We start from the raw sequence: 19,224 nt of genomic DNA on the forward strand, positions 1-19,224 counted from the left end.
TACCTCTCGCTGCAGGGAGAACTACTGATTACGCACCAACCCCCCCGGCCGTTCGGGCTGAGCCTGTCGAAGCCTCTTGCCTTACTCAAGGAAGTAAGGCCCCCTTCGACTGCCTGCAAGGCAGGCGCTCAGGACAGGCTTCGACAAGCTCAGGGCGAACGGATGACGTGGTCTTGCGGCGAGAATTCAAGCCGCGCGCCGCGCCGCCTTCTCCAAATCCAGCCGATCCCAAATCTCGACCAGCGCGTTCACCAAGTCGCGCATCATCGCTTCGGTGTGCGCCGGGCCGGGCGTGAAGCGCAGGCGCTCGGTGCCGCGCGGGACGGTGGGATAGTTGATGGGCTGCACATAGGCGCCATATTCGGCGAGCAGGATGTCGCTGATCCGTTTGGCCTTGACCGGATCGCCGACCATCAGCGGGACGATATGCGTCACCGACGGCATGACCGGCAGGCCAGCGTCCGCCATCATCGTCTTGAGCATCGCGGCAGCGGCCTGCTGGCCCTCGCGCTCTTCGCTCGACGCCTTGAGGTGGCGCACGCTCGCCAACACGCCGGCGACCAGCACGGGCGACAGCGAGGTGGTGAAGATGAAGCCGGGTGCATAGCTGCGGATCACATCGACGATCATCTGGTCGGCCGCAATATAGCCGCCCATGACGCCGAACGCCTTGCCGAGCGTGCCTTCGATGATGGTCAGCCGATCCGCGACATCGTCGCGTTCCGAAATGCCGCCGCCGCGCGCGCCATACATGCCCACGGCATGGACTTCATCGAGATAGGTGAGCGCGTTGAACTCGTCGGCCAGGTCGCAGATTTCCGCGATCGGCGCGACATCGCCGTCCATCGAATAGACGCTTTCGAAGGCGATCAGCTTGGGGGCTTCGGGGTCTTCGGCAGCCAGCAATTCGCGCAGATGCTCGACATCATTGTGACGGAAGACGCGCTTTTCGCAGCCCGAATTGCGGATGCCCGCGATCATGCTGGCATGGTTGAGTTCGTCGGAAAAGATGATGCAGCCGGGCAGCAGTCGCGCCAGCGTCGCCAGCGTCGCTTCGTTCGAGACATAGCCCGACGTGAACAGCAGGGCGGCTTCCTTGCCATGCAGGTCGGCCAGTTCGCCTTCCAGATCGACATGATAATGGGTGTTGCCGCCGATATTGCGCGTGCCGCCGGAACCCGCGCCGACATCGTGCAGCGCCTCTTCCATCGCGGCGATCACCTTGGGATGCTGGCCCATGGCGAGATAGTCGTTCGAACACCAGACGGCAATCGGCTTGGGGCCATTATGGCCGTGGAAACAGCGCGCATTGGGGTAGGAACCGCGATTGCGGAGGATGTCGATGAACACCCGATACCGGCCTTCTTCATGAAGACGGTCGATCGCCTGCGCAAAGATATGCTTGTAGTTCACGCTCGCCCTATCCCTTGATGGCCCGCATCCTCTGGGTGCGGCGTTTACCGGTAGATGGCGCGCATTACCAGCGCTAACCGCTCGCAGACATAGGGGGAAATACCGATCAGTGATATCGGACCTTTTGTCCAAGCCTCTATATTATAGCTGTTCCAGGCGGGAAAGACCGTAGCGGGCGAGCGCCGGGACGAGGGCGCGGACCTTGTCATCGACGCGCGTGAATATCGCTATGCCCGGTGGCGGCGTGTCGGGCCAGGGCTGGCCCTGCGTCAGAAAGGCGATGCGCCGGGCAATGCCGTCGCCGCCGTGGACGAAGGTGAGCGGACGAGGTGCAGCGGCCGCCAGTTCGGCCTCGACCAGCGGAAAATGGGTGCAGGCGAGCGCCACTACATCCATCCGATCGCCGCCGGGCTGTTCGGTCAATCCTGCCAGCGCGGTGCGGGCGATGGCGGGATCGAGCGGTTCGCCGCGCAGCTTCGCCTCGGCCAGTTCGACCAGCGCCGCGCTGCCATGGCGCAGCATGATGCAGTCCGCGCCATGTTCGGCGGCGAGCCGATCGACATAGGGCTGGCGCACGGTGGCGGCAGTGCCGAGTACGCCGAACACGCGGCTTTTGGACGCCAGGGCAGCGGGCTTTATCGCCGGGACGGTGCCGACGACCGGAATGTCGAGCGCGGCGCGCACATGCTGGAGCGCGATGGTAGACGCGGTGTTGCAGGCAATGACGGCAAGGCGCGGCCGATAGCGTTCGACCAGCCGCCCTAGCAACGCGGGCACCCGCGCCGCAATCTCCGCCTCGCTCTTGGTCCCATAGGGAAAGCCCGCGCTGTCGGCGGCGTAAATCACTGGCGCCGTAGGTATCAGCGCGCGCGCAGGTGCAAGGATGGACAGACCCCCGACGCCGGAATCGAAAAACAGGATCGGGGCGGAGGATGCGACGGTCATTATGCCGACCATGTCGCGACATCGAGCGAGGGTGTCAACTATTGGGAAGCTGTCAGGAGCGGAGTAAGGGATAGCGCTCCTGCCACCGCTTGCTGCGAACCCGTGCGTCAAAGATGGCGCGCTTGCTCGTCACAAAATCCGGCGTCGGTTGCAGCCGCAGAGCAAATAGATCGTCCAAGCCGTAGGGTGCATTGATTTCAATTTGCCCTGACCGCGACAGCCAACCCGCCACAGCCGTAGCCGTTTCTGGCCAGTGTCGCATCGCATCTGCGACATCGGTATAGAGCGTATCTCCGTTGCGATCATGCATACGCGCCTGGTTTTTTACGGACCAGATCGAGTCCGGCGAATGAGGGAGGAGTGAGGCTTCAAGACCTTTATCCACCTCAGGCGTGGCTCTGGCGGCATTAAACCAAAGGACGTCTATGTCGCCGATGGGTGGCTGGACAGGGCGGCCATGCAATCGGTCCCATATGGCGTCGCGCACGAAGCCAGCGCCGATCCAACCATCCGCAAGGTCGAGCGCCCGAACGATCGACAGAGCCTGCAACCGAAAGGGGTCGTCGGCCAATATACGGATCAATTCCTGGTCGTGCATCACGGCAAACCAACTATCACAAGATGGATCGGAATGCCCGTATCTTGCCCATTGCCCGTGCCGTTCGTCACGCTATGGTCGCGCTTTCCTTCTATCGGCGAGATCATGACACTTCCCTGGCTGCTTCCGCTCTTCGTGCTGGCCCTTGGCTATCTGCTTGGCTCTATCCCCTTTGGCCTGGTGCTGACGCGCCTCACCGGGGCGGGGGATTTGCGGCAGATCGGGTCGGGCAATATCGGCGCGACCAATGTGCTGCGGACCGGGCGCAAGGGGCTGGCGGCGGCGACCTTGCTGCTGGATCTGCTCAAGGGCGCGGTGGCGGTGCTGATCGGCGCTGCGCTTATCGAGGGTGGCGGACCGATGGCGGGCGCGATGGCGTTTATCGGCCATTGCTACCCGGTTTGGCTGCGCTTTGCCGGGGGCAAGGGCGTGGCGACGATGATGGGCGTGGTGACGGCGCTCCATTGGCCCGCCGGGTGCATTTTTGCTGCGGTGTGGCTGGCTGCGCTGTTCGGAACGAAATGGTCGTCGGTCGGCGGCATGGCGGCAGCGGTCAGCGCGCCGATCGCTTTGTGGTTCATGGGGCGGATCGACCTGGTGCCGGTGACGCTGGCGCTGACGCTGATCCTGCTGTGGCGGCACCGCGCCAATATCGCGCGGCTGATGCAGGGCACGGAGCCGAAGATCGGAGCCGCGAAGGAATGAGCGAGGGGGAGCGGTTCGACCGGCTGCGGCTGATCCGATCGCCCCGGATCGGACCGGTCAGCTATCGGCAATTGCTCGCCCGTTTCGGCACGGCCGGCGCAGCGTTGCGCGGCATCCCTGACTTGGCGGCGCGCGGTGGCGGCAAGGCCAGCGTGGCGGACGCGGGCGCGGTGGAGCGGGAGATTGCCGCGTCGCAGGCTTTGGGCGCACGCTATTTGATGATGGGCGATGCGGACTATCCCGCGCTGCTCGACCAGATGGAGGGCGCGCCGCCTGCGCTGATCGTGCGCGGCAGTGCGGCGCTGGCGGAGGGCCAATGTATCGCGATGGTCGGCGCGCGCAATGCGTCGGCGGCGGCGGTGCGCTTTGCGCGGGTTTTGGCGCAGGACTTGGGGCAGCGCGGCGCAGTGGTCGTGTCAGGGCTGGCGCGCGGCATCGACACGGCGGCGCATCAGGGATCGGTAGCGACCGGGACGATCGGCGTCATCGCCTGCGGGCTGGACGTCGTATTCCCGCCGGAAAATCGCGACTTGCAGGCGCAGATCGCGGACGAAGGTCTGCTGGTGACCGAACATCCCCCCGGCACCCAGCCACTGGCCCGCCATTTTCCGGCACGCAACCGCATCATTGCCGGACTGGCGCTGGGGACCGTGGTGGTCGAAGCCGCGCCCAAGTCCGGCTCGCTCATCACCGCGCGGCTTGCGGGAGAGGCTGGGCGCGAGGTGATGGCCGTGCCCGGCTCTCCGCTCGACCCGCGCGCGCAGGGATGCAACCAGTTGATCCGCGACGGCGCGACGCTGATCCAGAATGCGGCCGACGTGCTGGAAGCGGTCGGCCAGATCGACCCGCGCATGGTGCGGCAGGGCAGCTTCGACTTTGCGGGCGAACCCGTGTCGAGCGACGTCGCTGCGAGCGAGCGCGACGCGGTGATCGCGCTGCTCAGCCACGCGCCCGCACCGGTCGACGATCTGATCCGGCTGAGCGGCCTTAGTCCGGCTGTGGTGCAGACGGTGCTGCTTGAACTGGAACTGGCCGAACGGCTGGACCGGCTGGCGGGCGGACGGGTGAGTTTGCGGTGACAATCGATTTTGTCATGCCAGCGAAGGCTGGCATCTCAGGCGGTGGCGCTTAACATTTGCCCTATGCGCGGAGGCTGGACCTATATCATGACCAACAAGCCGCGTGGCGTGCTGTATGTTGGCGTGACCAGTTCGCTCCATGCGCGCGTGGACCAGCATCGGCGCGGGGTTGGATCGGATTTCTGCCGTCAGTATAATCTGCGTCGTCTTGTTTTGGTCGAGCGCCACGATCATATCACGGAGGCCATAGCGCGTGAAAAAGCTATCAAAGCATGGAAGCGTGAATGGAAAATCCGGTTGATCGAAGAGGCGAACCCGGAATGGCGCGATCTGTTCGACCTCACCGTCTAGGGGCCTGAGATGCCAGCCTTCGCTGGCATGACGGGGTTTTTGCGCTGCGGTGATGCGCGATCAGTACTGGCCATCCCCCGTCATCTCCCCTAATCACACGCACCGCTTGACGCCCGCCGTCATCGCCTTCCAGACTCGCGCGTACGTGTGAGGCATCAAAGTTCGGGGCCGTAAATGCAGCTTGTCATCGTTGAATCGCCGGCCAAGGCGAAGACTATCGAAAAATATCTGGGCGGGGATTTCCATGTGCTCGCCAGCTATGGCCATATTCGCGACCTGCCTGCCAAGGACGGGTCGGTGGACCCGGACGACGGCTTTGCGATGTCGTGGGAAAATTATGGCGACAAGGGCAAGCAGCTCAAGGCCATCAGCGATGCCGCCAAGAAGGCGACGCGCCTCATCCTCGCGACTGACCCTGATCGCGAAGGGGAAGCGATCAGCTGGCATGTGCAGGAAGTGCTGCGCGCCAAGAAGGCGCTGCCCGCGGTCGTGGACCGGGTCACGTTCAACGCGATCACCAAGACGGCAGTGCTGGACGCGATGGCCAAGCCGCGCGCGCTGGACGAGGATCTGATCGATGCCTATCGCGCACGCCGGGCGCTCGACTATCTGGTGGGCTTCACCCTGTCGCCCGTGCTGTGGCGCAAGCTGCCCGGTGCCAAGTCGGCGGGCCGGGTGCAATCGGTCGCGCTGCGGCTGGTGGTCGAGCGCGAGCGCGAGATCGAATCCTTCAATCCGCAAGAATATTGGTCGGTCGTGGCCGAGATGGAGCAGGATGGCACGGCCTTCACCGCGCGCCTCGTCCGGTGGAAGGGCGAGAAGATCGAGCGGCTGACGATCGGCAAGGAAGGCGACGCGATGGCCGCCAAGGCCGATGTCGAAGCCGGACGCTTCACCGTCGAACGGGTCGAGACCAAGCCGCTTACCCGCAACCCGCCGCCGCCTTTCACCACTTCGACGATTCAGCAGGAAGCGGCGCGCAAGCTCGGCTTCTCGGCCAGCCATACGATGCGGATCGCGCAGCAGCTCTACGAAGATGGCGCGATCACCTATATGCGAACCGATGGCGTGCAGATGGACGGCAGCGCCATTTCCGCCGCGCGCGCCGCGATCGCGCAGCGCTATGATGGCGGCTATGTGCCGGACAAGCCGCGCATCTACCAGACCAAGGCGAAGAATGCGCAGGAAGCGCATGAAGCCATCCGCCCGACCGATTTTTCGCGCGACAAGGTGGGCAGCGGCGACCATGCGCGCCTCTACGACCTGGTGTTTAAGCGCGCGCTGGCCAGCCAGATGGCGTCGGCACGGCTGGAACGCACCACCATCGACATGAACGACGCCACCGGCACGCATACGCTGCGCGCGACAGGCCAGGTGGTGATCTTCCCCGGCTTCCTCGCTTTGTATGAGGAAGGCCGTGACGACAGCGATGACGAGGACGGCAAGCTGCTGCCTCGCATCGCGGAAGGCGATGCGCCTGCGAAGAAGAAGGTCATGGCGGACCAGCATTTCACCCAGCCTCCGCCACGCTATTCCGAAGCCAGCCTGGTCAAGCGGCTGGAGGAACTGGGGATCGGGCGTCCGTCCACCTATGCCTCGACGCTGCAGGTGCTCAAGGATCGCGACTATGTGCGGATCGAAAAGAACCGCTTTTTCGCCGAGGAAAGCGGGCGGCTGGTAACGGCCTTTCTGGAGCGTTTCTTCGAACGCTATGTGTCTTATGACTTCACTGCGGGCCTTGAGGACGAGCTGGACGATATTTCCGGCGGCCGTGCCCAGTGGCAGGAAGTGCTCGAAGCCTTCTGGCGCGATTTCAAGCCCAAAACGGCCGAAATCATGGAGCAGAAGCCGTCGGACATTACCGCCGAGCTGGACAAGTTCTTGGAACCCATGCTGTTCCCGCCCAAGGCCGATGGCAGCAACCCGCGCGCCTGCCCGCTGTGCGCGGACGGGCAATTGTCGCTGCGCGGCGGCCGGTTCGGCGCGTTCATTGCCTGCTCCAACTATCCCGAATGTAAATTCACCCGCAAGTTCGGTCAGCCGGGCGGCAAGGATGGCGAAGATAGCGGGCCGGAGGTGCTGGGCCAGCATCCCGAAACCGGGCAGGATATCGTCAAGAAGGTCGGTCGCTTCGGCCCCTATATCGAGATGGGCGAGGGCAAGGAGGCCAAGCGCGGATCGATCCCCAAGGATCTGCCCGATGGCGAATTGACGCTCGATTGGGGCATCAAACTGCTCAGCCTGCCGCGCGAAGTCGGTTTGCATCCCGAAACCGGGCTGCCGATCGTGGCGAATATCGGCCGCTTCGGTCCCTATCTGCTGCATGACGGCAAATATGGACGCCTGGCCAATACTGCCGAGATTTTCGAGGTCGGCATGAACAGCGCGGTCGTGAAACTGGCGGAGGCCGCGACACGCGGGCCGCGCAGCGCCGGGCGCGAGCCTTTGAAGGTGTTGGGTGCGCATCCGCGCACGGAGCTGGAAATCAAGCTGATGGAAGGGCGCTATGGCGTCTATGTCACGGATGGCACGACCAATGCGACCCTGCCCAAGACGATGGACAAGGATGCGCTGACGCTGGAGGAGGCCGCGCAACTGATCGATGCCCGCGCGGCGGCGGCCCCGGCCAAGAAGGGCGCGAAGAAGAAAGCTCCGGCCAAGAAGGCAGCGCCCAAAAAGGATGCGGCCAAGAAGGACGGGGCAGCGAAGAAGCCCTCTGCCAAGAAGGCACCGGCCAAGAAAAAGGCAGCGGCGGCCGAATAAGCGCGCACCGTCAGGCGGCGAGGCGCACCTGGTTGCGCCCGCCGGTCTTGGCGGCATACATGGCCATGTCCGCGCGATGGAGGCTGACCTCGATCGGCACCGCCGGATCGCCCGCGCTCAGGCCAATGCTGGCGGTGGCGCGCACGATGCGGCCCGATGGCGCACGCACGCGGAGCGATTGGATCGAGGCGCGGACATGTTCCGCGCGCCGTACCGCCTGGGCGCTGTCACACCCGGTCAGGCAAATGGCGAATTCCTCGCCGCCCAATCGGCCGCAGATCGCGTCAGGGTGCAGCGATTCGCGGATCGCCTGGCCAACCGCCTGCAGCACCGCGTCACCGGCCTGATGGCCATGACCGTCGTTGAACTGTTTGAAATGGTCGATGTCGATCAACAGATACCAATTGCCCGGCCGACCATGGGCGACGCTCGCCCGATCGAAAAAGGCATTGCGCGTCAGCAACCCGGTCAGCCCATCAATCTGCGCCAGGCGGGCCAGCTCGGCGACGCGCTGCTCCAATTGTTCGCGCAGATGCCGGTTCTCCTCCGCCTGACGGGTCAGGAGCAGGCAGACCGGCGTCGACAGGCTGCTGGCACAGAATATGCCGACGAAGAAATAGCGCGCCGGAATGAACATGCCGGGGATCGCCGAGACCAACGCCATGATGACCACTGTGCCGACGATCGAGATGATGACGCAGCAGGCGATTTTCCGTTTCGGACCCATGAGACGGGTGCGTAACGACAGAAGGTAAATAAGCTATTTCCGGTAAGGGAAGGACTATTATTCCACCCAGTCGAGGCCGATGTCGCGATAGATGCCGCGATCATTTTCCCAGTCTTCCTTAACCTTCACATGCAGATACAGGTGGACCTTGACCCCCAGCAACGCGGCGAGTTCCTCGCGCGCCTTCGACCCGATTTCCTTCAGGCGCTGGCCACCTTTGCCCAGCACGATCGCGCGCTGCGTCGGGCGGCCGACCAGGATCTGCTGGTGGATTTCGACCGATCCGTCCGGCCGTTCCTTATATTGCTCGGTATCGACGGCGGTGGCGTAGGGCAGTTCGGCGTGCAACTGGTGATACAGCTGCTCGCGCGTGATTTCCGCCGCCAGCATCCGGTCGGTGGCGTCCGACACCTGGTCCTCCGGGAAATGCCATGGCCCTTCGGGCATGGCAGCGGCGAAGGCGGCCTTGAGTTCGGGCAGGCCGTCGCCGGTCGCGGCCGACACGAAGAAGATTTCATCGAAGCCCAGCGTCTCGTTCAGCTTCTCGGTATGGACGAGCAGCTTTTCCTTGATGGCGATATCCACCTTGTTGAGGATCAGCCACTTGCGTTCGCTGCGATGCTTGAGCGATTCGATGATCGGCTCCAGCTTGGGGCCCCGCCCGGCCTTGCCATCCACCACCATCGCGATCAGGTCCGCGCCCTGCGCGCCACCCCAGGCCGCCTGCACCATCGCGCGGTCAAGCCGACGCTTGGGCGCGAAGATGCCGGGCGTGTCGACCAGCACGATCTGCGCATTGCCCTCGATCGCGACGCCCATGACGCGGGTGCGGGTGGTCTGCGCCTTGGGACTGGTGATCGCCACCTTCTGCCCCACCAGCGCATTGACCAGCGTGGACTTGCCCGCATTGGGCGCACCGACAACGGCGATGACGCCGCAGCGCTGATTGGTTTCTGAAACTTCCAAGCCGTCCAAAATATACTCCGTTCGCCCTGCGTCCAACGGCGCAGTCATGATTGTTGTCGTCATGCCAGCGAAAGCTGGCATCTCACTGCCCCTATCGAGAAAGCGAGATCCCAGCATTCGCTGGGATGACGGAAGATGCTTATTGTAGCGGGGTCTGATGCGCGAGGAAACTACCCCGCCAACTTCTCCAGCAGCGCCGCCGCTGCCGCGGTTTCCGCTTCCTGCTTCGACCCGCCGGTGGCGCTTGCCTCGCCCGCGCCCTTGATGCTGACGGTCACGGTGAAGCGCAGCGCGTGGTGCGGGCCGGAGCGGTCCATCATCACATATTCGGGCGGCTTGCGCTTGTTGGCGGCGGCCCATTCCTGGAGTGCGGACTTGGGATGGCGCGGCGCGGCGGTCTGGGTATCGACCCGGTCGGCCCACAGCCGGCGGACCAGCGTGCGCGCTTCCTCCAGCCCGCCCTCCAGATAGAGCGCGCCGATCAGCGCTTCCATCACGTCGCCCAGCACATTGTCGCTATTGGCCGCGCCATCGTCGCGCGCCTGCTTGCCCAGCACCAGATGCGTCGGTACGCCCGCCGCGCGCGCCACCTCGGCGCAGGTTTCGCCCGACACCAAAGCGTTGAACCGGCGCGACAGCTTGCCTTCAGGCTCACCGGCAAAGCGTTCATACACCCATTCGGACACCAGCAGGCCCAGCACCCGGTCGCCCAGAAATTCCAGCCGTTCATAATTGTCCGGCTTGGCGCTGCCATGGGTCAGTGCCTGGTGGAAGGGTGCGGGATCGCGCGGCGCGCGGCCGATCAGCGCCTTTAGCCAGCCCGTCGTATCAGGCCCATGGACGCTCAATTTCAAAAGCCTTCCCCGATGCGGCTCCAGCGCGCGGCGGAAATCCAGGTCCAGGGCAGCAGCCAATTAGCGCTGCCGTCGGTGGAGAAGATGGAGAACACTGCTTTGCCGACGAGATTTTCTTCCGGGACTAGGCCGACGGCACCTCCATCGACGGCTTCAAAACGGCTGTCAGCGCTGCGGTCCCTATTGTCGCCCATGACAAACAAACGACCTTCTGGTACAAGAATTGTGTCAATATCATCTTTGGCTGGGTCATACTCCAGGTCGAGAACATTATAGTTCTTCGCCGGAACTATGATCTCTTTTTGCTGCTTGTCTCGCACTTCTGGAAGAGTTTCACGGAACTGCGGATAACGGCACTGCTTGCCGCCGCCCGCCGCCGGTTCCTCGAAATCGGGTCGATAGCAGGGCGAGATCGCGCCTTCCTTGGCAGCGGCGGCGATCATGTTCGGCGTCACCGGAATGACGAGGTCGGCGACCTTCTGCTTGGGCACTGCCGCGCCGTTGAGATAGACCGTGCCGCCACGCACCGCGATCATGTCACCGGGCAGGCCGATGACGCGCTTGATATAATCGTTCTTCTGCGTCGGGGGTGCCTTGAACACCACCACGTCGCCGCGTTCGGGCGTGGAGGCGAAGATGCGGCCGGGGATCAGCGGGACGCTGAACGGCAGCGAATAGCGCGAATAGCCATAGGGCCATTTTGCTACCAGCAAATAGTCGCCGATCAGCAGGCGGGGCTGCATCGATTCCGATGGAATGTTGAACGGCGAAATGATGAAGCTGCGCAGGATGAAGACGAACAGGCCCAGCCTGGCGAGGAACCATAGGAAGTCCCGCGTTTCCGATTTTGCAGTCATGGGTGGTCGTCTTGTCCCTTGGATGCGCCGACAACGCGGCCGTGGCGGCTTGTGAAGCCTGGCGTCGGGGACGTCAAGCATGTCCTTGACCATGCAAAGCGCGCAAAAATTGGGTAAGGACAGGAAGAATCGACCGGTGCAGCGTCGATCTCGACCAACGTCATAGGGGACCATCGCATGCCCAGCACTGCACTGGCGGCCATCGCCGCACTGCCTATCGCCGATCTCAAGTCCATTTTCACGACCGATCCCGACCGCCTGTCCAAACTGGTCCTGTCGCAGGGACCGATCCGGTTCGACTGGTCCAAGACCCATCTGACCGACGAACTGATCGCGCACTATCTCGACCTGGCCCAGGATCAGGGCTTCGCCGCGCGCCGCGATGCGCTGTTCGCGGGTGAGGCGGTGAACAATACCGAAGGCCGCGCGGCCGAACATACCGCCGAGCGGGGCGAGGGCAAGGCCGACAGCGTGGCGCAGGCCAAGGCGCTGCACAACCGCATGCGCGCGCTGATCGACGCGATCGAGGCGGGCGCGCTGGGCGAGATCCGCCACATATTGCATATCGGCATCGGCGGGTCGGCGCTCGGCCCCAAGCTGATCGTCGACGCGCTCGATGGTGATGGCGTGCGTTATGATGTGGGGATCGTCTCCAACGTCGATGGCACAGCGCTGGAGCGGGCGATCGAGGGCTTCGACCCGCACACTACGCTGATCGCGATCGCCTCCAAGACCTTCACGACCAGCGAAACCCTGCTGAACGCGGCGAGCGCGATCAACTGGATGGTCGAAGGCGGGGTGGAAGACCCCTATGGCCGCGTGATCGCGCTGACCGCCGCGCCCGACAAGGCGATCGAATGGGGCGTCGATGAAACCCGCATCCTGCCCTTCGCCGAATCAGTGGGCGGGCGTTATTCGCTCTGGTCCTCGATCGGCTTTCCCGCCGCGCTGGCGCTGGGCTGGGATGCGTTCGAAAGCCTGCTGGAGGGCGCGGCCGAGATGGACCGCCATTTCCGCCTGTCCGCTCCAAATGAAAATATCCCGCTGATCGCCGCCTTCGTCGATCAATATTATAGCCGCGTGATGCACTGCCAGACCCGCGCCTTGTTCGCTTATGACGAACGGCTGGCGCTCTTGCCGTCCTACCTCCAGCAGCTAGAGATGGAGAGCAACGGCAAGGCGGTGCAGCTCGACGGATCGCCGGTGGACGGCCCCACCGCTGCTATTACCTGGGGCGGCGTCGGCACCGATGCGCAGCATGCGGTGTTCCAATTACTGCACCAGGGGACGATCCTCTCGCCGGTCGAATTCATCGCCTCGATCGAGCCGGGCCATGCGCTCGACCCGGCGCATCATCGCGCGTTGCTGGTCAACTGTTTCGCGCAGGGCGCAGCGTTGATGCGCGGCAAGGATAATGACGCCGACCCGGCCCGCGCCTATCCCGGCAACCGGCCATCGACCACGATCCTGCTCCAAGACGTCACGCCCCATGCGCTGGGCGCGCTGATCGCCTTCTACGAGCATCGTACCTTCGCCAATGCGGTGCTGATGGGCATCAACCCGTTCGACCAGTTCGGCGTCGAACTGGGCAAGGAAATCGCCAAGTCGATCGAGGCGGACGGTGCCAAGGGGTTCGACCCTTCGACCATGGCGCTGATCGAACTGGCGCTGGGCGGCGACTAGATAAATAGATCCGTTCGTTTCGAGCGAAGTCGAGAAACGCTGACGCAACGCTTCTCGCTTCTCGACTTCGCTCGAAGCGAACGGCATTGGTTTGCTCAAAATAAGCAAGATTCCCGTTTGTAACTCAGGTGCCCACCCGCCATATCCCCCGCAACCAAGCGGAGGCCAGGCATGAGCGACTATGATTTCGACCTTTTCGTCATCGGTGCAGGATCGGGCGGCGTGCGCGCCTCCCGCGTTGCAGCGGGGCATGGCGCGAAGGTCGCGGTGGCCGAAGAGTTTCGCGTCGGCGGCACCTGCGTCATTCGCGGCTGCGTGCCCAAGAAGCTGCTCATTTATGGCGCGCATTTCGCCGAAGATTTGAAGGACGCGCGCCGTTTCGGCTGGAACGTGCCCGATTGCGGGTTCGAATGGGCGACGCTGCGCGACAATGTGCTGGGCGAGGTCGACCGGCTCGAAGGCCTCTATAAGAATACGCTGAGCAGCCATAAGGTCGAGATGATCCCCGAACGCGCGACCGTGACCGGTCCGCATAGCGTCAAGCTCGCCAGCGGCCGCGAAGTCACGGCGAAATATATCCTCGTCGCGACCGGCGCCTGGCCGATCCTGCCGGATATCGAAGGCGCGGAGCATGGCATTACCTCCAACGAGGTGTTCCATCTCGACCAATGCCCCAAGCGCATCGTCATCGTCGGCGGCGGCTATATCGCCAATGAATTTGCCGGCATCTTCCATCAGTTCGGCAGCCATGTGACCATCGTCAACCGGTCCGGCACGCTGCTGCGCGGCTATGACGAACAGATTCGCGATCGGCTGCTTCAAATTTCCATGACCAAGGGGATTAATTTCCGCTTCAATGCGCAGATGGAGAAGATCGAGAAGAATGACGACGGCACGCTCTGCGTCCGCTTCAAGGATGGTGATCCGGTCGCCGCCGATGTCGTGCTGTTCGCCACCGGGCGCAGGCCGCATACCGAAGGGCTGGGGCTGGACAGTGCGGGCGTCGATCTGGCCGATAATGGCGCGATCAAGGTCGACGACTATAGCCGCTCCAGTTGTGACAGCATCTATGCGGTGGGCGATGTGACCGACCGGCTGCAACTGACCCCGGTTGCGATCCGTGAGGGCCATGCCTTTGCCGACACGGTGTTCGGCGACAATCCGCGCACGGTGGATTATGACTGCGTGCCCTCGGCCGTGTTCAGCCATCCACCCTTGGCGGGCGTTGGCCTCACCGAAGCGCAGGCCAAGAACAAGCTCGGCACGGTGCGGGTCTACACGTCCGACTTCCGGCCGATGAAATATGTGCTTGCAGGCCGTGAGGAGCGGGCGCTCTACAAGATGATCGTGGACGCCACGACGAACAAGGTGGTCGGGCTGCACATGATCGGTCCCGACGCGCCGGAAATATTGCAGGCGGCAGCCGTTGCAGTGAAAGCCGGCCTCACCAAGCAGGATTTCGACGACACCGTCGCTCTGCACCCCAGCATGGCCGAAGAATTGGTGTTGCTGAAATAGACATGAAAAGCCCGTCAATGCCTCTCCCCGCGAAGGGAGAGGCATTCGCGCGACTACCCCACCAGCAGCGTCGGTTCTTCGATCAAGCCCTTGAGTGTGCGCATGAAGTCCGCACCCACTGCGCCGTCTATCGCGCGATGGTCGCAGGAGAGGGAGAGCTGGACGATGGTGGCGAAGGCCAGCGCATTGCCGATTTCGATCGGTTGGCGATTGCCAGCGCCTACGGCCAGGATCGCGCCCTGCGGCGGATTGATGATCGCATCGAACTGGTCGATGCCGAACATGCCGAGGTTGCTGATCGAAAAGCTGCCGCCCTGGAACTCGTCGGGTTGCAGCTTACCGGTGCGGGCCTTTTCGGCCAGCGCCTTCACCGTGCGCGAGATGGCGGCGACGGAGAGGGTGTCGGCGCCTTTCACGATCGGGGTGATGAGGCCCTTGTCGGTCGCGACGGCGACGGCGATGTCGGCGCTGGCGAAGCGGTGGATCTCATCGCCATGGACCTGCACATTGACATCGGGATGCCGGGCGAGCGCCAGGGCGCAGGCGCGCACGAGATAGTCGTTGATGCTGGGCGCTTCGCCGGTCGCTGCCTTGGCCTGTGCGCGCAGGCCCAGGATCGCGTCGATCCTGACGGCCGAGCGCAGGTAGAAATGCGGGATGGTCGATTTGCTGTGGCTAAGCGCCTTGGCAATCGCCTTGCGCATCGGCGACATTTTGACGATTTCCGTGCTGCCTGCCGCCGGGCTGGCGAAGTCGATCGCTGCCGGGGCTGGGGCAGGGGGCGCAGCGGCGGGAGCTTCGACCGGCTTGACCTTGGCCAGCACGTCCGCTTTGCCGATCCGGCCCTTGGGGCCTGTGCCGGTCAGACCCGTTAGGTCGACGCCATGCTGCACCGCCAGGCGCTTGGCGAGGGGGCTGGCGAAAACCTCGCCCAAGGCGTTGCCGACGGGGGTCAGGTCCACCGCCGCGTCGCCGCCGACCGCGACCGGGGGCAGGCTTGCCTGCTGCACGTCCTGGAAGGTCAGGCGACCATTGGGACCGGAGCCGGTGAGCGCGGTGATGTCCACGCCATTCGCCTGCGCGAAAGCGCGGGCGGCGGGGCTGATATTCGCGTCGTCGGCGATCGCGACCTGCGGAGCGGGTGCGGACTTCGCCTCCGGTTCCGGCGTAGCGGGCGGTGGCGGGGCTGCGCCAGCCTTGGACGCGACCTTGGTGTCGGCGGGCTTGAACCCGGCGACGAAGGCATCGACCTCGTCGGCGCTGACCTTGTCGTCCGGCCCCGCCAGCACGGCGATCAGTTCGCCCACGGCATAGCTGTTGCCCTGCTGGGCGATCAGGCGCGGGAACATCCCGTCGGCCTCGGCCTCGATCTCATTGGTGATCTTGTCGGTTTCGATGAGGGCGAGCAGGTCGCCCTTCTTGAACGGCACGCCTTCGGCGACCATCCATTCGGCGACGACGCCTTCGGTCATTTCTATGCCCCATTTGGGCATCGCATATGCGCGCAGAGTGGCCATGATATGCTTATCCCCGCCGATAGGATAGGAGCTGCACCGCCGCCGCCACGATCTTGTCGGGCGAGGGCAGATAGGCGGATTCGAGTTCCCGTGCGAAGGGGACGGGGCTGTGCGGCGGCGTCACCATCTCGATCGGGGCCTTGAGCGAGGCGAACGCCTTTTGCGCCACCAGCGCCGACAGGTCGGTCGCAAAGGAGCAGCGCGGCGGGGCTTCGTCGACGATCAGCAGGCGGCCGGTGCGCTCGACGCTGTCGAGGATCGCCTCGACATCCAGCGGGCTGGTGGTGCGCAGGTCGAGCAGGTCGCAACCAATGCCATCCTGGGCAAGCTGTGCTGCCGCCTTTTCGGCAAAGCCGACCATCATGCCGGTGGCGAGAATGGTGATGTCGTCGCCCTGCGTCACATGCCGGGCATGGCCGAAGGGGATGGTATAGTCGCCATCGGGCACTTCCCCCTTCACGCCATAAAGCGCCTTATGTTCAAGAAAGATCACCGGATCATCGTCGCGGATCGCCTGGGTCAGCAGCCCCTTGGTATCGGCGGGGGTGGAGGGCATGACGACCTTCAGTCCCGGCATCGCCGTGACGAACTGGTGGATCACCTGGCTATGCTGGGGCGCGGCGTTGAAGCCCGCGCCATAGGGCATGCGGATGACCAGCGGGCATTTCGACTTGCCGCCGAACATGTAGCGGAACTTGGCCGCCTGGTTCCAGATCTGGTCCATGCACACGCCGATAAAGTCGGCGAACATGATTTCGGCGATGGCGCGCTTGCCGGTCAGGGCCGCGCCGGATGCCGCGCCGATGATGGCGCTTTCCGAAATGGGGGTGTCGATCACGCGGTCAGAGCCATATTTGGCCCATAGCCCGCCCGACGTGCCCCATATGCCGCCGATCGCTTCGGGGCCGCCGGGTGCGCCATGGCCGCCGACAATATCCTCGCCCAGCATGATGACGCTGTCGTCCCGTTCCATTTCCGCATCGATCGTGTCGCGAATGACGTCGCGGATCATCTTGATAGCCATGTGTCGATCCCTCTGGCGTCAGTAGCTGATATAGACGTCTTCCAGGACGTCGGCAGCGGTGGGGCGGGCGGCGGTCTGCGCTTCGGCAACCGCGCGGTCGATGAGGTCGGTGACTTCGGCATCGACCGCGTCGAGTTCGGCTCCGTCGAGCAGCTTGGCTTCGGTGACCCGCGTGCGGAAGGTCTTGAGGCAATCGCGTTCCTCACGGATGCGGTCGAGTTCGCCGGGGCCGCGATAACGCTGCGGATCGCCCTCGAAATGGCCGTAGAAGCGCTCGCAATCCAGCTCGATCGAGGCGGGGCCGTTGCCTGCCTTGCAGTAATCGATCAGCTCGCGCATCGCGTCATAGACGCTGAAGAAATCGATGCCATTGGCCTTGATCGCCTTCATGCCGAAGGCAGCGGAGCGCACGGTCATGCTTTCCGCACCGACGGCATAGGCTTCGCCGGTATGTTCGGAATAATGGTTATTCTCGAACACGAAGATGACCGGCAGTTTCAGCACCACCGCCATGTTCATGGCTTCGAAGGTCGTGCCCTGGTTGCAGGCACCATCGCCCGAAAAGGCGATGGAAACGGTGCCGTTGCTCTTGGCGGTGATGCCAGCGCCCACCGCGATCGGTGCGCCCGCGCCGACGATGCCGTTCGCACCGAGCATGCCGACGCCGATGTCGGCGATGTGCATCGATCCGCTCTTGCCCTTGCACAGGCCATCGCGCGAACCGTAGATTTCCTTCATCATCGCCATGACGTCGCAGCCCTTGGCGATGCAATGGCCATGACCGCGATGGGTCGAGATGATATAGTCGGTCGGCCCCAGATGCTCGCACACGCCCACGGCGCAGGCTTCCTGGCCCGCATAGAGATGGGTGAAGCCGGCGATTTCGCCCAGCGCGATCTCATCGTGCAGGCGCTCTTCGAACAGGCGGATCGTCTTCATCTGACGATAGGCCCGGATCAATGCCTCGCGGCTCAATTGCATCTATCTTCTCCTGGTCGGACGACTCCGGTGGCGGTCACAGCCCCAGCACCGTTTTTGCTATGATATTGCGTTGAACCTCATTGGTCCCGCCAAAGATGGTCCAGGCGCGTGAATTGAGATAGCGCGGCGCAGCGAGCTGCGCAGGCTTGCCATGGAGGGCAGGCGGTGCCTGATTGCCGTAGAGCGGCCGCTGTTCCTCCAGCGCGATGCCGGCATAGCCGTACAACTGGACCGCGAGGCCATCGACCTGCTGGCGCAGGGTGGACGCGACCAGCTTGGACAGCGAGGTTTGCGGGCCGGGCGGCAAGCCCTTGGCCATTTCGGCCAGCACCCGCATCTCGGTCATTTCAAGCGCCTGCGCCTCCAGTTCGGCGCGGGCGAGGCGGGCCATATAATGCGGTTCGTCGGCCATGCAGCCGCCCTTGCCATCGGGTTCTGTGAGGGCGGCGGTGCGCAGCTTGGCGATGTCCGACAGCAATTTGGGCGCGTGACAGGCGCCGCCGCGCTCATTTTCGAGCAGGAATTTGGCGATGGTCCAGCCTTGGCCTTCTTCGCCCACCAGATGGTCGAGCGGGGTCACGGCATCGTCGAGATAGACTTCGTTTACCTCATGGTCGCCCGCCAGCCCCATGATCGGGCGCACTTCGATGCCCGGCTGCGCCATGTCGATCAGCAGGAAGCTGATCGCGCGCTGCGGCTTGGCGGTGGGATCGGTCTTGGCGAGGCAGAAGATGTGCGAGGCGTGATGGGCGTGAGTGGTCCACAGCTTGCGGCCGTTGACGACATAGTGGCCATCCTTACGTTCCGCGCGCGTCTTGAGGCTGGCGAGGTCGGAGCCGGAGCCGGGCTCGGAAAAGCCCTGGCACCAGAAATCTGTGCCATCCAGGATGCGGGGCAGGAAATAGGCCTTCTGTTCCTCGGTGCCGAAATGGCAGATGACCGGGCCGAGCAGCTTGAGGCTCAGCACCGGCAGGCTGGGCGCGTCGGCCAGCGCGCATTCCTTTTCAAAGATGTATCGCTGGATCGGCGTCCAGCCGGTGCCGCCGCAGTCGGTCGGCCAATTATAGGCAAGCCAGCCCTTGGCGCGCAGGATCGCCTGCCATTCGCCGCCAATGTCAGGCTCCACGAACACGCCCGGCGTCGCGCGCATGCCTTCGCGCAGATGCTGCGGCAGATTGTCATCGAGGAAGCGGCGGACTTCGGCGCGGAAGGCCTGATCCTGAGGGGAGAAATCTAGGTCCAT

At 63.9% G+C, this 19,224-nt stretch carries 17 protein-coding genes; 6 read left to right on the forward strand and 11 right to left on the reverse strand.

The features are described 5' to 3' along the window. Positions 1-186 precede the first annotated feature (186 nt). From hemA to SxD43FB_RS00240, 3 genes are all read right to left on the reverse strand, one after another. A complete protein-coding gene (gene hemA / locus SxD43FB_RS00230; protein ID WP_037474500.1) occupies positions 187-1,413 on the reverse strand; it encodes a 5-aminolevulinate synthase in 1,227 nt (408 codons plus the stop codon). 141 nt (positions 1,414-1,554) lie between these two features. Beyond that, complete coding sequence (gene murI / locus SxD43FB_RS00235) at positions 1,555-2,358, reverse strand: glutamate racemase (protein WP_069066811.1); 804 nt, start codon at positions 2,356-2,358, stop codon at positions 1,555-1,557. 52 nt (positions 2,359-2,410) lie between these two features. Then, a complete protein-coding gene (locus SxD43FB_RS00240; RefSeq protein WP_096060498.1) occupies positions 2,411-2,956 on the reverse strand; it encodes a nucleotidyltransferase family protein in 546 nt (181 codons plus the stop codon). A 105-nt stretch (positions 2,957-3,061) separates the two neighbouring features. Here SxD43FB_RS00240 and plsY point away from each other — a divergent pair, with 105 nt between their 5' ends. The 4 genes from plsY to topA all read left to right on the forward strand — a co-directional run bounded on the left by plsY (position 3,062) and on the right by topA (position 7,854). Continuing rightward, positions 3,062-3,661, forward strand: coding sequence for a glycerol-3-phosphate 1-O-acyltransferase PlsY (plsY, locus tag SxD43FB_RS00245; RefSeq protein WP_069066810.1), 600 nt, complete (start codon positions 3,062-3,064; stop codon positions 3,659-3,661). Next, on the forward strand, positions 3,658-4,740 hold the full coding sequence (dprA, locus tag SxD43FB_RS00250) for a DNA-processing protein DprA (RefSeq protein WP_096060499.1): 1,083 nt from the start codon (positions 3,658-3,660) through the stop codon (positions 4,738-4,740). Before plsY ends, dprA begins: the two co-directional genes overlap by 4 nt. A 63-nt stretch (positions 4,741-4,803) precedes the next feature. After that, a complete protein-coding gene (locus tag SxD43FB_RS00255) occupies positions 4,804-5,091 on the forward strand; it encodes a GIY-YIG nuclease family protein (protein ID WP_096060500.1) in 288 nt (95 codons plus the stop codon). A 174-nt stretch (positions 5,092-5,265) separates the two neighbouring features. Beyond that, on the forward strand, positions 5,266-7,854 hold the full coding sequence (gene topA, locus SxD43FB_RS00260; RefSeq protein WP_096060501.1) for a type I DNA topoisomerase: 2,589 nt from the start codon (positions 5,266-5,268) through the stop codon (positions 7,852-7,854). Positions 7,855-7,864: 10 nt separating this feature from the next. Here the strand turns inward: topA and SxD43FB_RS00265 are convergent, their stop codons facing one another. From SxD43FB_RS00265 to lepB, 4 genes are all read right to left on the reverse strand, one after another. Next, positions 7,865-8,581: a GGDEF domain-containing protein gene (locus SxD43FB_RS00265; RefSeq protein ID WP_096060502.1), complete on the reverse strand. Its 717-nt coding sequence runs from the start codon at positions 8,579-8,581 to the stop codon at positions 7,865-7,867. A gap of 57 nt (positions 8,582-8,638) precedes the next feature. Then, the gene (gene era, locus SxD43FB_RS00270; RefSeq protein WP_069066809.1) at positions 8,639-9,547 is read right to left on the reverse strand and encodes a GTPase Era; all 909 of its coding nucleotides are present in this window, start codon (positions 9,545-9,547) and stop codon (positions 8,639-8,641) included. Between the two features lie 170 nt (positions 9,548-9,717). After that, positions 9,718-10,401, reverse strand: a complete 684-nt coding sequence (gene rnc / locus SxD43FB_RS00275; RefSeq protein ID WP_037476311.1) for a ribonuclease III — start codon at positions 10,399-10,401, stop codon at positions 9,718-9,720. Further along, a complete protein-coding gene (lepB, locus tag SxD43FB_RS00280; RefSeq protein WP_096060503.1) occupies positions 10,398-11,258 on the reverse strand; it encodes a signal peptidase I in 861 nt (286 codons plus the stop codon). The genes rnc and lepB overlap by 4 nt, the downstream gene beginning before the upstream one ends. A gap of 177 nt (positions 11,259-11,435) precedes the next feature. Between lepB and pgi the strand changes: the two genes are divergently transcribed. Continuing rightward, positions 11,436-12,941 carry a glucose-6-phosphate isomerase gene (gene pgi / locus SxD43FB_RS00285; RefSeq protein ID WP_096060504.1) on the forward strand — a complete coding sequence of 502 codons (1,506 nt, stop codon included), beginning with the start codon at positions 11,436-11,438 and terminating at the stop codon, positions 12,939-12,941. A 171-nt stretch (positions 12,942-13,112) separates the two neighbouring features. Then, positions 13,113-14,459: a glutathione-disulfide reductase gene (gor, locus tag SxD43FB_RS00290; protein ID WP_096060505.1), complete on the forward strand. Its 1,347-nt coding sequence runs from the start codon at positions 13,113-13,115 to the stop codon at positions 14,457-14,459. Between the two features lie 53 nt (positions 14,460-14,512). Here gor and SxD43FB_RS00295 read toward each other — a convergent pair whose 3' ends face one another. Genes SxD43FB_RS00295 through SxD43FB_RS00310 form a run of 4 tightly spaced genes read right to left on the reverse strand, consistent with a single transcriptional unit; the run spans position 14,513 to position 19,224 of the window. Next, positions 14,513-15,976: a 2-oxo acid dehydrogenase subunit E2 gene (locus tag SxD43FB_RS00295; protein WP_096060506.1), complete on the reverse strand. Its 1,464-nt coding sequence runs from the start codon at positions 15,974-15,976 to the stop codon at positions 14,513-14,515. 7 nt (positions 15,977-15,983) lie between these two features. Further along, on the reverse strand, positions 15,984-17,000 hold the full coding sequence (locus SxD43FB_RS00300; protein ID WP_069065021.1) for an alpha-ketoacid dehydrogenase subunit beta: 1,017 nt from the start codon (positions 16,998-17,000) through the stop codon (positions 15,984-15,986). 18 nt (positions 17,001-17,018) lie between these two features. Next, the gene (locus SxD43FB_RS00305; RefSeq protein ID WP_069065020.1) at positions 17,019-17,981 is read right to left on the reverse strand and encodes a thiamine pyrophosphate-dependent dehydrogenase E1 component subunit alpha; all 963 of its coding nucleotides are present in this window, start codon (positions 17,979-17,981) and stop codon (positions 17,019-17,021) included. A 34-nt stretch (positions 17,982-18,015) separates the two neighbouring features. Next, the gene (locus tag SxD43FB_RS00310; RefSeq protein ID WP_096060507.1) at positions 18,016-19,224 is read right to left on the reverse strand and encodes an acyl-CoA dehydrogenase family protein; all 1,209 of its coding nucleotides are present in this window, start codon (positions 19,222-19,224) and stop codon (positions 18,016-18,018) included.

The organism is Sphingobium sp. D43FB (genome assembly GCF_002312805.1).
In the GTDB taxonomy this organism is placed as follows: Bacteria; Pseudomonadota; Alphaproteobacteria; order Sphingomonadales; family Sphingomonadaceae; genus Sphingobium.

Bases quoted from the DNA above. Each gene is read 5' to 3' on its own strand.
- murI (WP_069066811.1), bottom strand. From the start codon at position 2,358: ATGACCGTCGCATCCTCCGCCCCGATCCTGTTTTTCGATTCCGGCGTC.
- SxD43FB_RS00240 (WP_096060498.1), bottom strand. From the start codon at position 2,956: ATGCACGACCAGGAATTGATCCGTATATTGGCCGACGACCCCTTTCGG.
- plsY (WP_069066810.1), top strand. From the start codon at position 3,062: ATGACACTTCCCTGGCTGCTTCCGCTCTTCGTGCTGGCCCTTGGCTAT.
- dprA (WP_096060499.1), top strand. From the start codon at position 3,658: ATGAGCGAGGGGGAGCGGTTCGACCGGCTGCGGCTGATCCGATCGCCC.
- SxD43FB_RS00255 (WP_096060500.1), top strand. From the start codon at position 4,804: ATGCGCGGAGGCTGGACCTATATCATGACCAACAAGCCGCGTGGCGTG.
- topA (WP_096060501.1), top strand. From the start codon at position 5,266: ATGCAGCTTGTCATCGTTGAATCGCCGGCCAAGGCGAAGACTATCGAA.
- SxD43FB_RS00265 (WP_096060502.1), bottom strand. From the start codon at position 8,581: ATGGGTCCGAAACGGAAAATCGCCTGCTGCGTCATCATCTCGATCGTC.
- lepB (WP_096060503.1), bottom strand. From the start codon at position 11,258: ATGACTGCAAAATCGGAAACGCGGGACTTCCTATGGTTCCTCGCCAGG.
- pgi (WP_096060504.1), top strand. From the start codon at position 11,436: ATGCCCAGCACTGCACTGGCGGCCATCGCCGCACTGCCTATCGCCGAT.
- gor (WP_096060505.1), top strand. From the start codon at position 13,113: ATGAGCGACTATGATTTCGACCTTTTCGTCATCGGTGCAGGATCGGGC.
- SxD43FB_RS00295 (WP_096060506.1), bottom strand. From the start codon at position 15,976: ATGGCCACTCTGCGCGCATATGCGATGCCCAAATGGGGCATAGAAATG.
- SxD43FB_RS00300 (WP_069065021.1), bottom strand. From the start codon at position 17,000: ATGGCTATCAAGATGATCCGCGACGTCATTCGCGACACGATCGATGCG.
- SxD43FB_RS00305 (WP_069065020.1), bottom strand. From the start codon at position 17,981: ATGCAATTGAGCCGCGAGGCATTGATCCGGGCCTATCGTCAGATGAAG.
- SxD43FB_RS00310 (WP_096060507.1), bottom strand. From the start codon at position 19,224: ATGGACCTAGATTTCTCCCCTCAGGATCAGGCCTTCCGCGCCGAAGTC.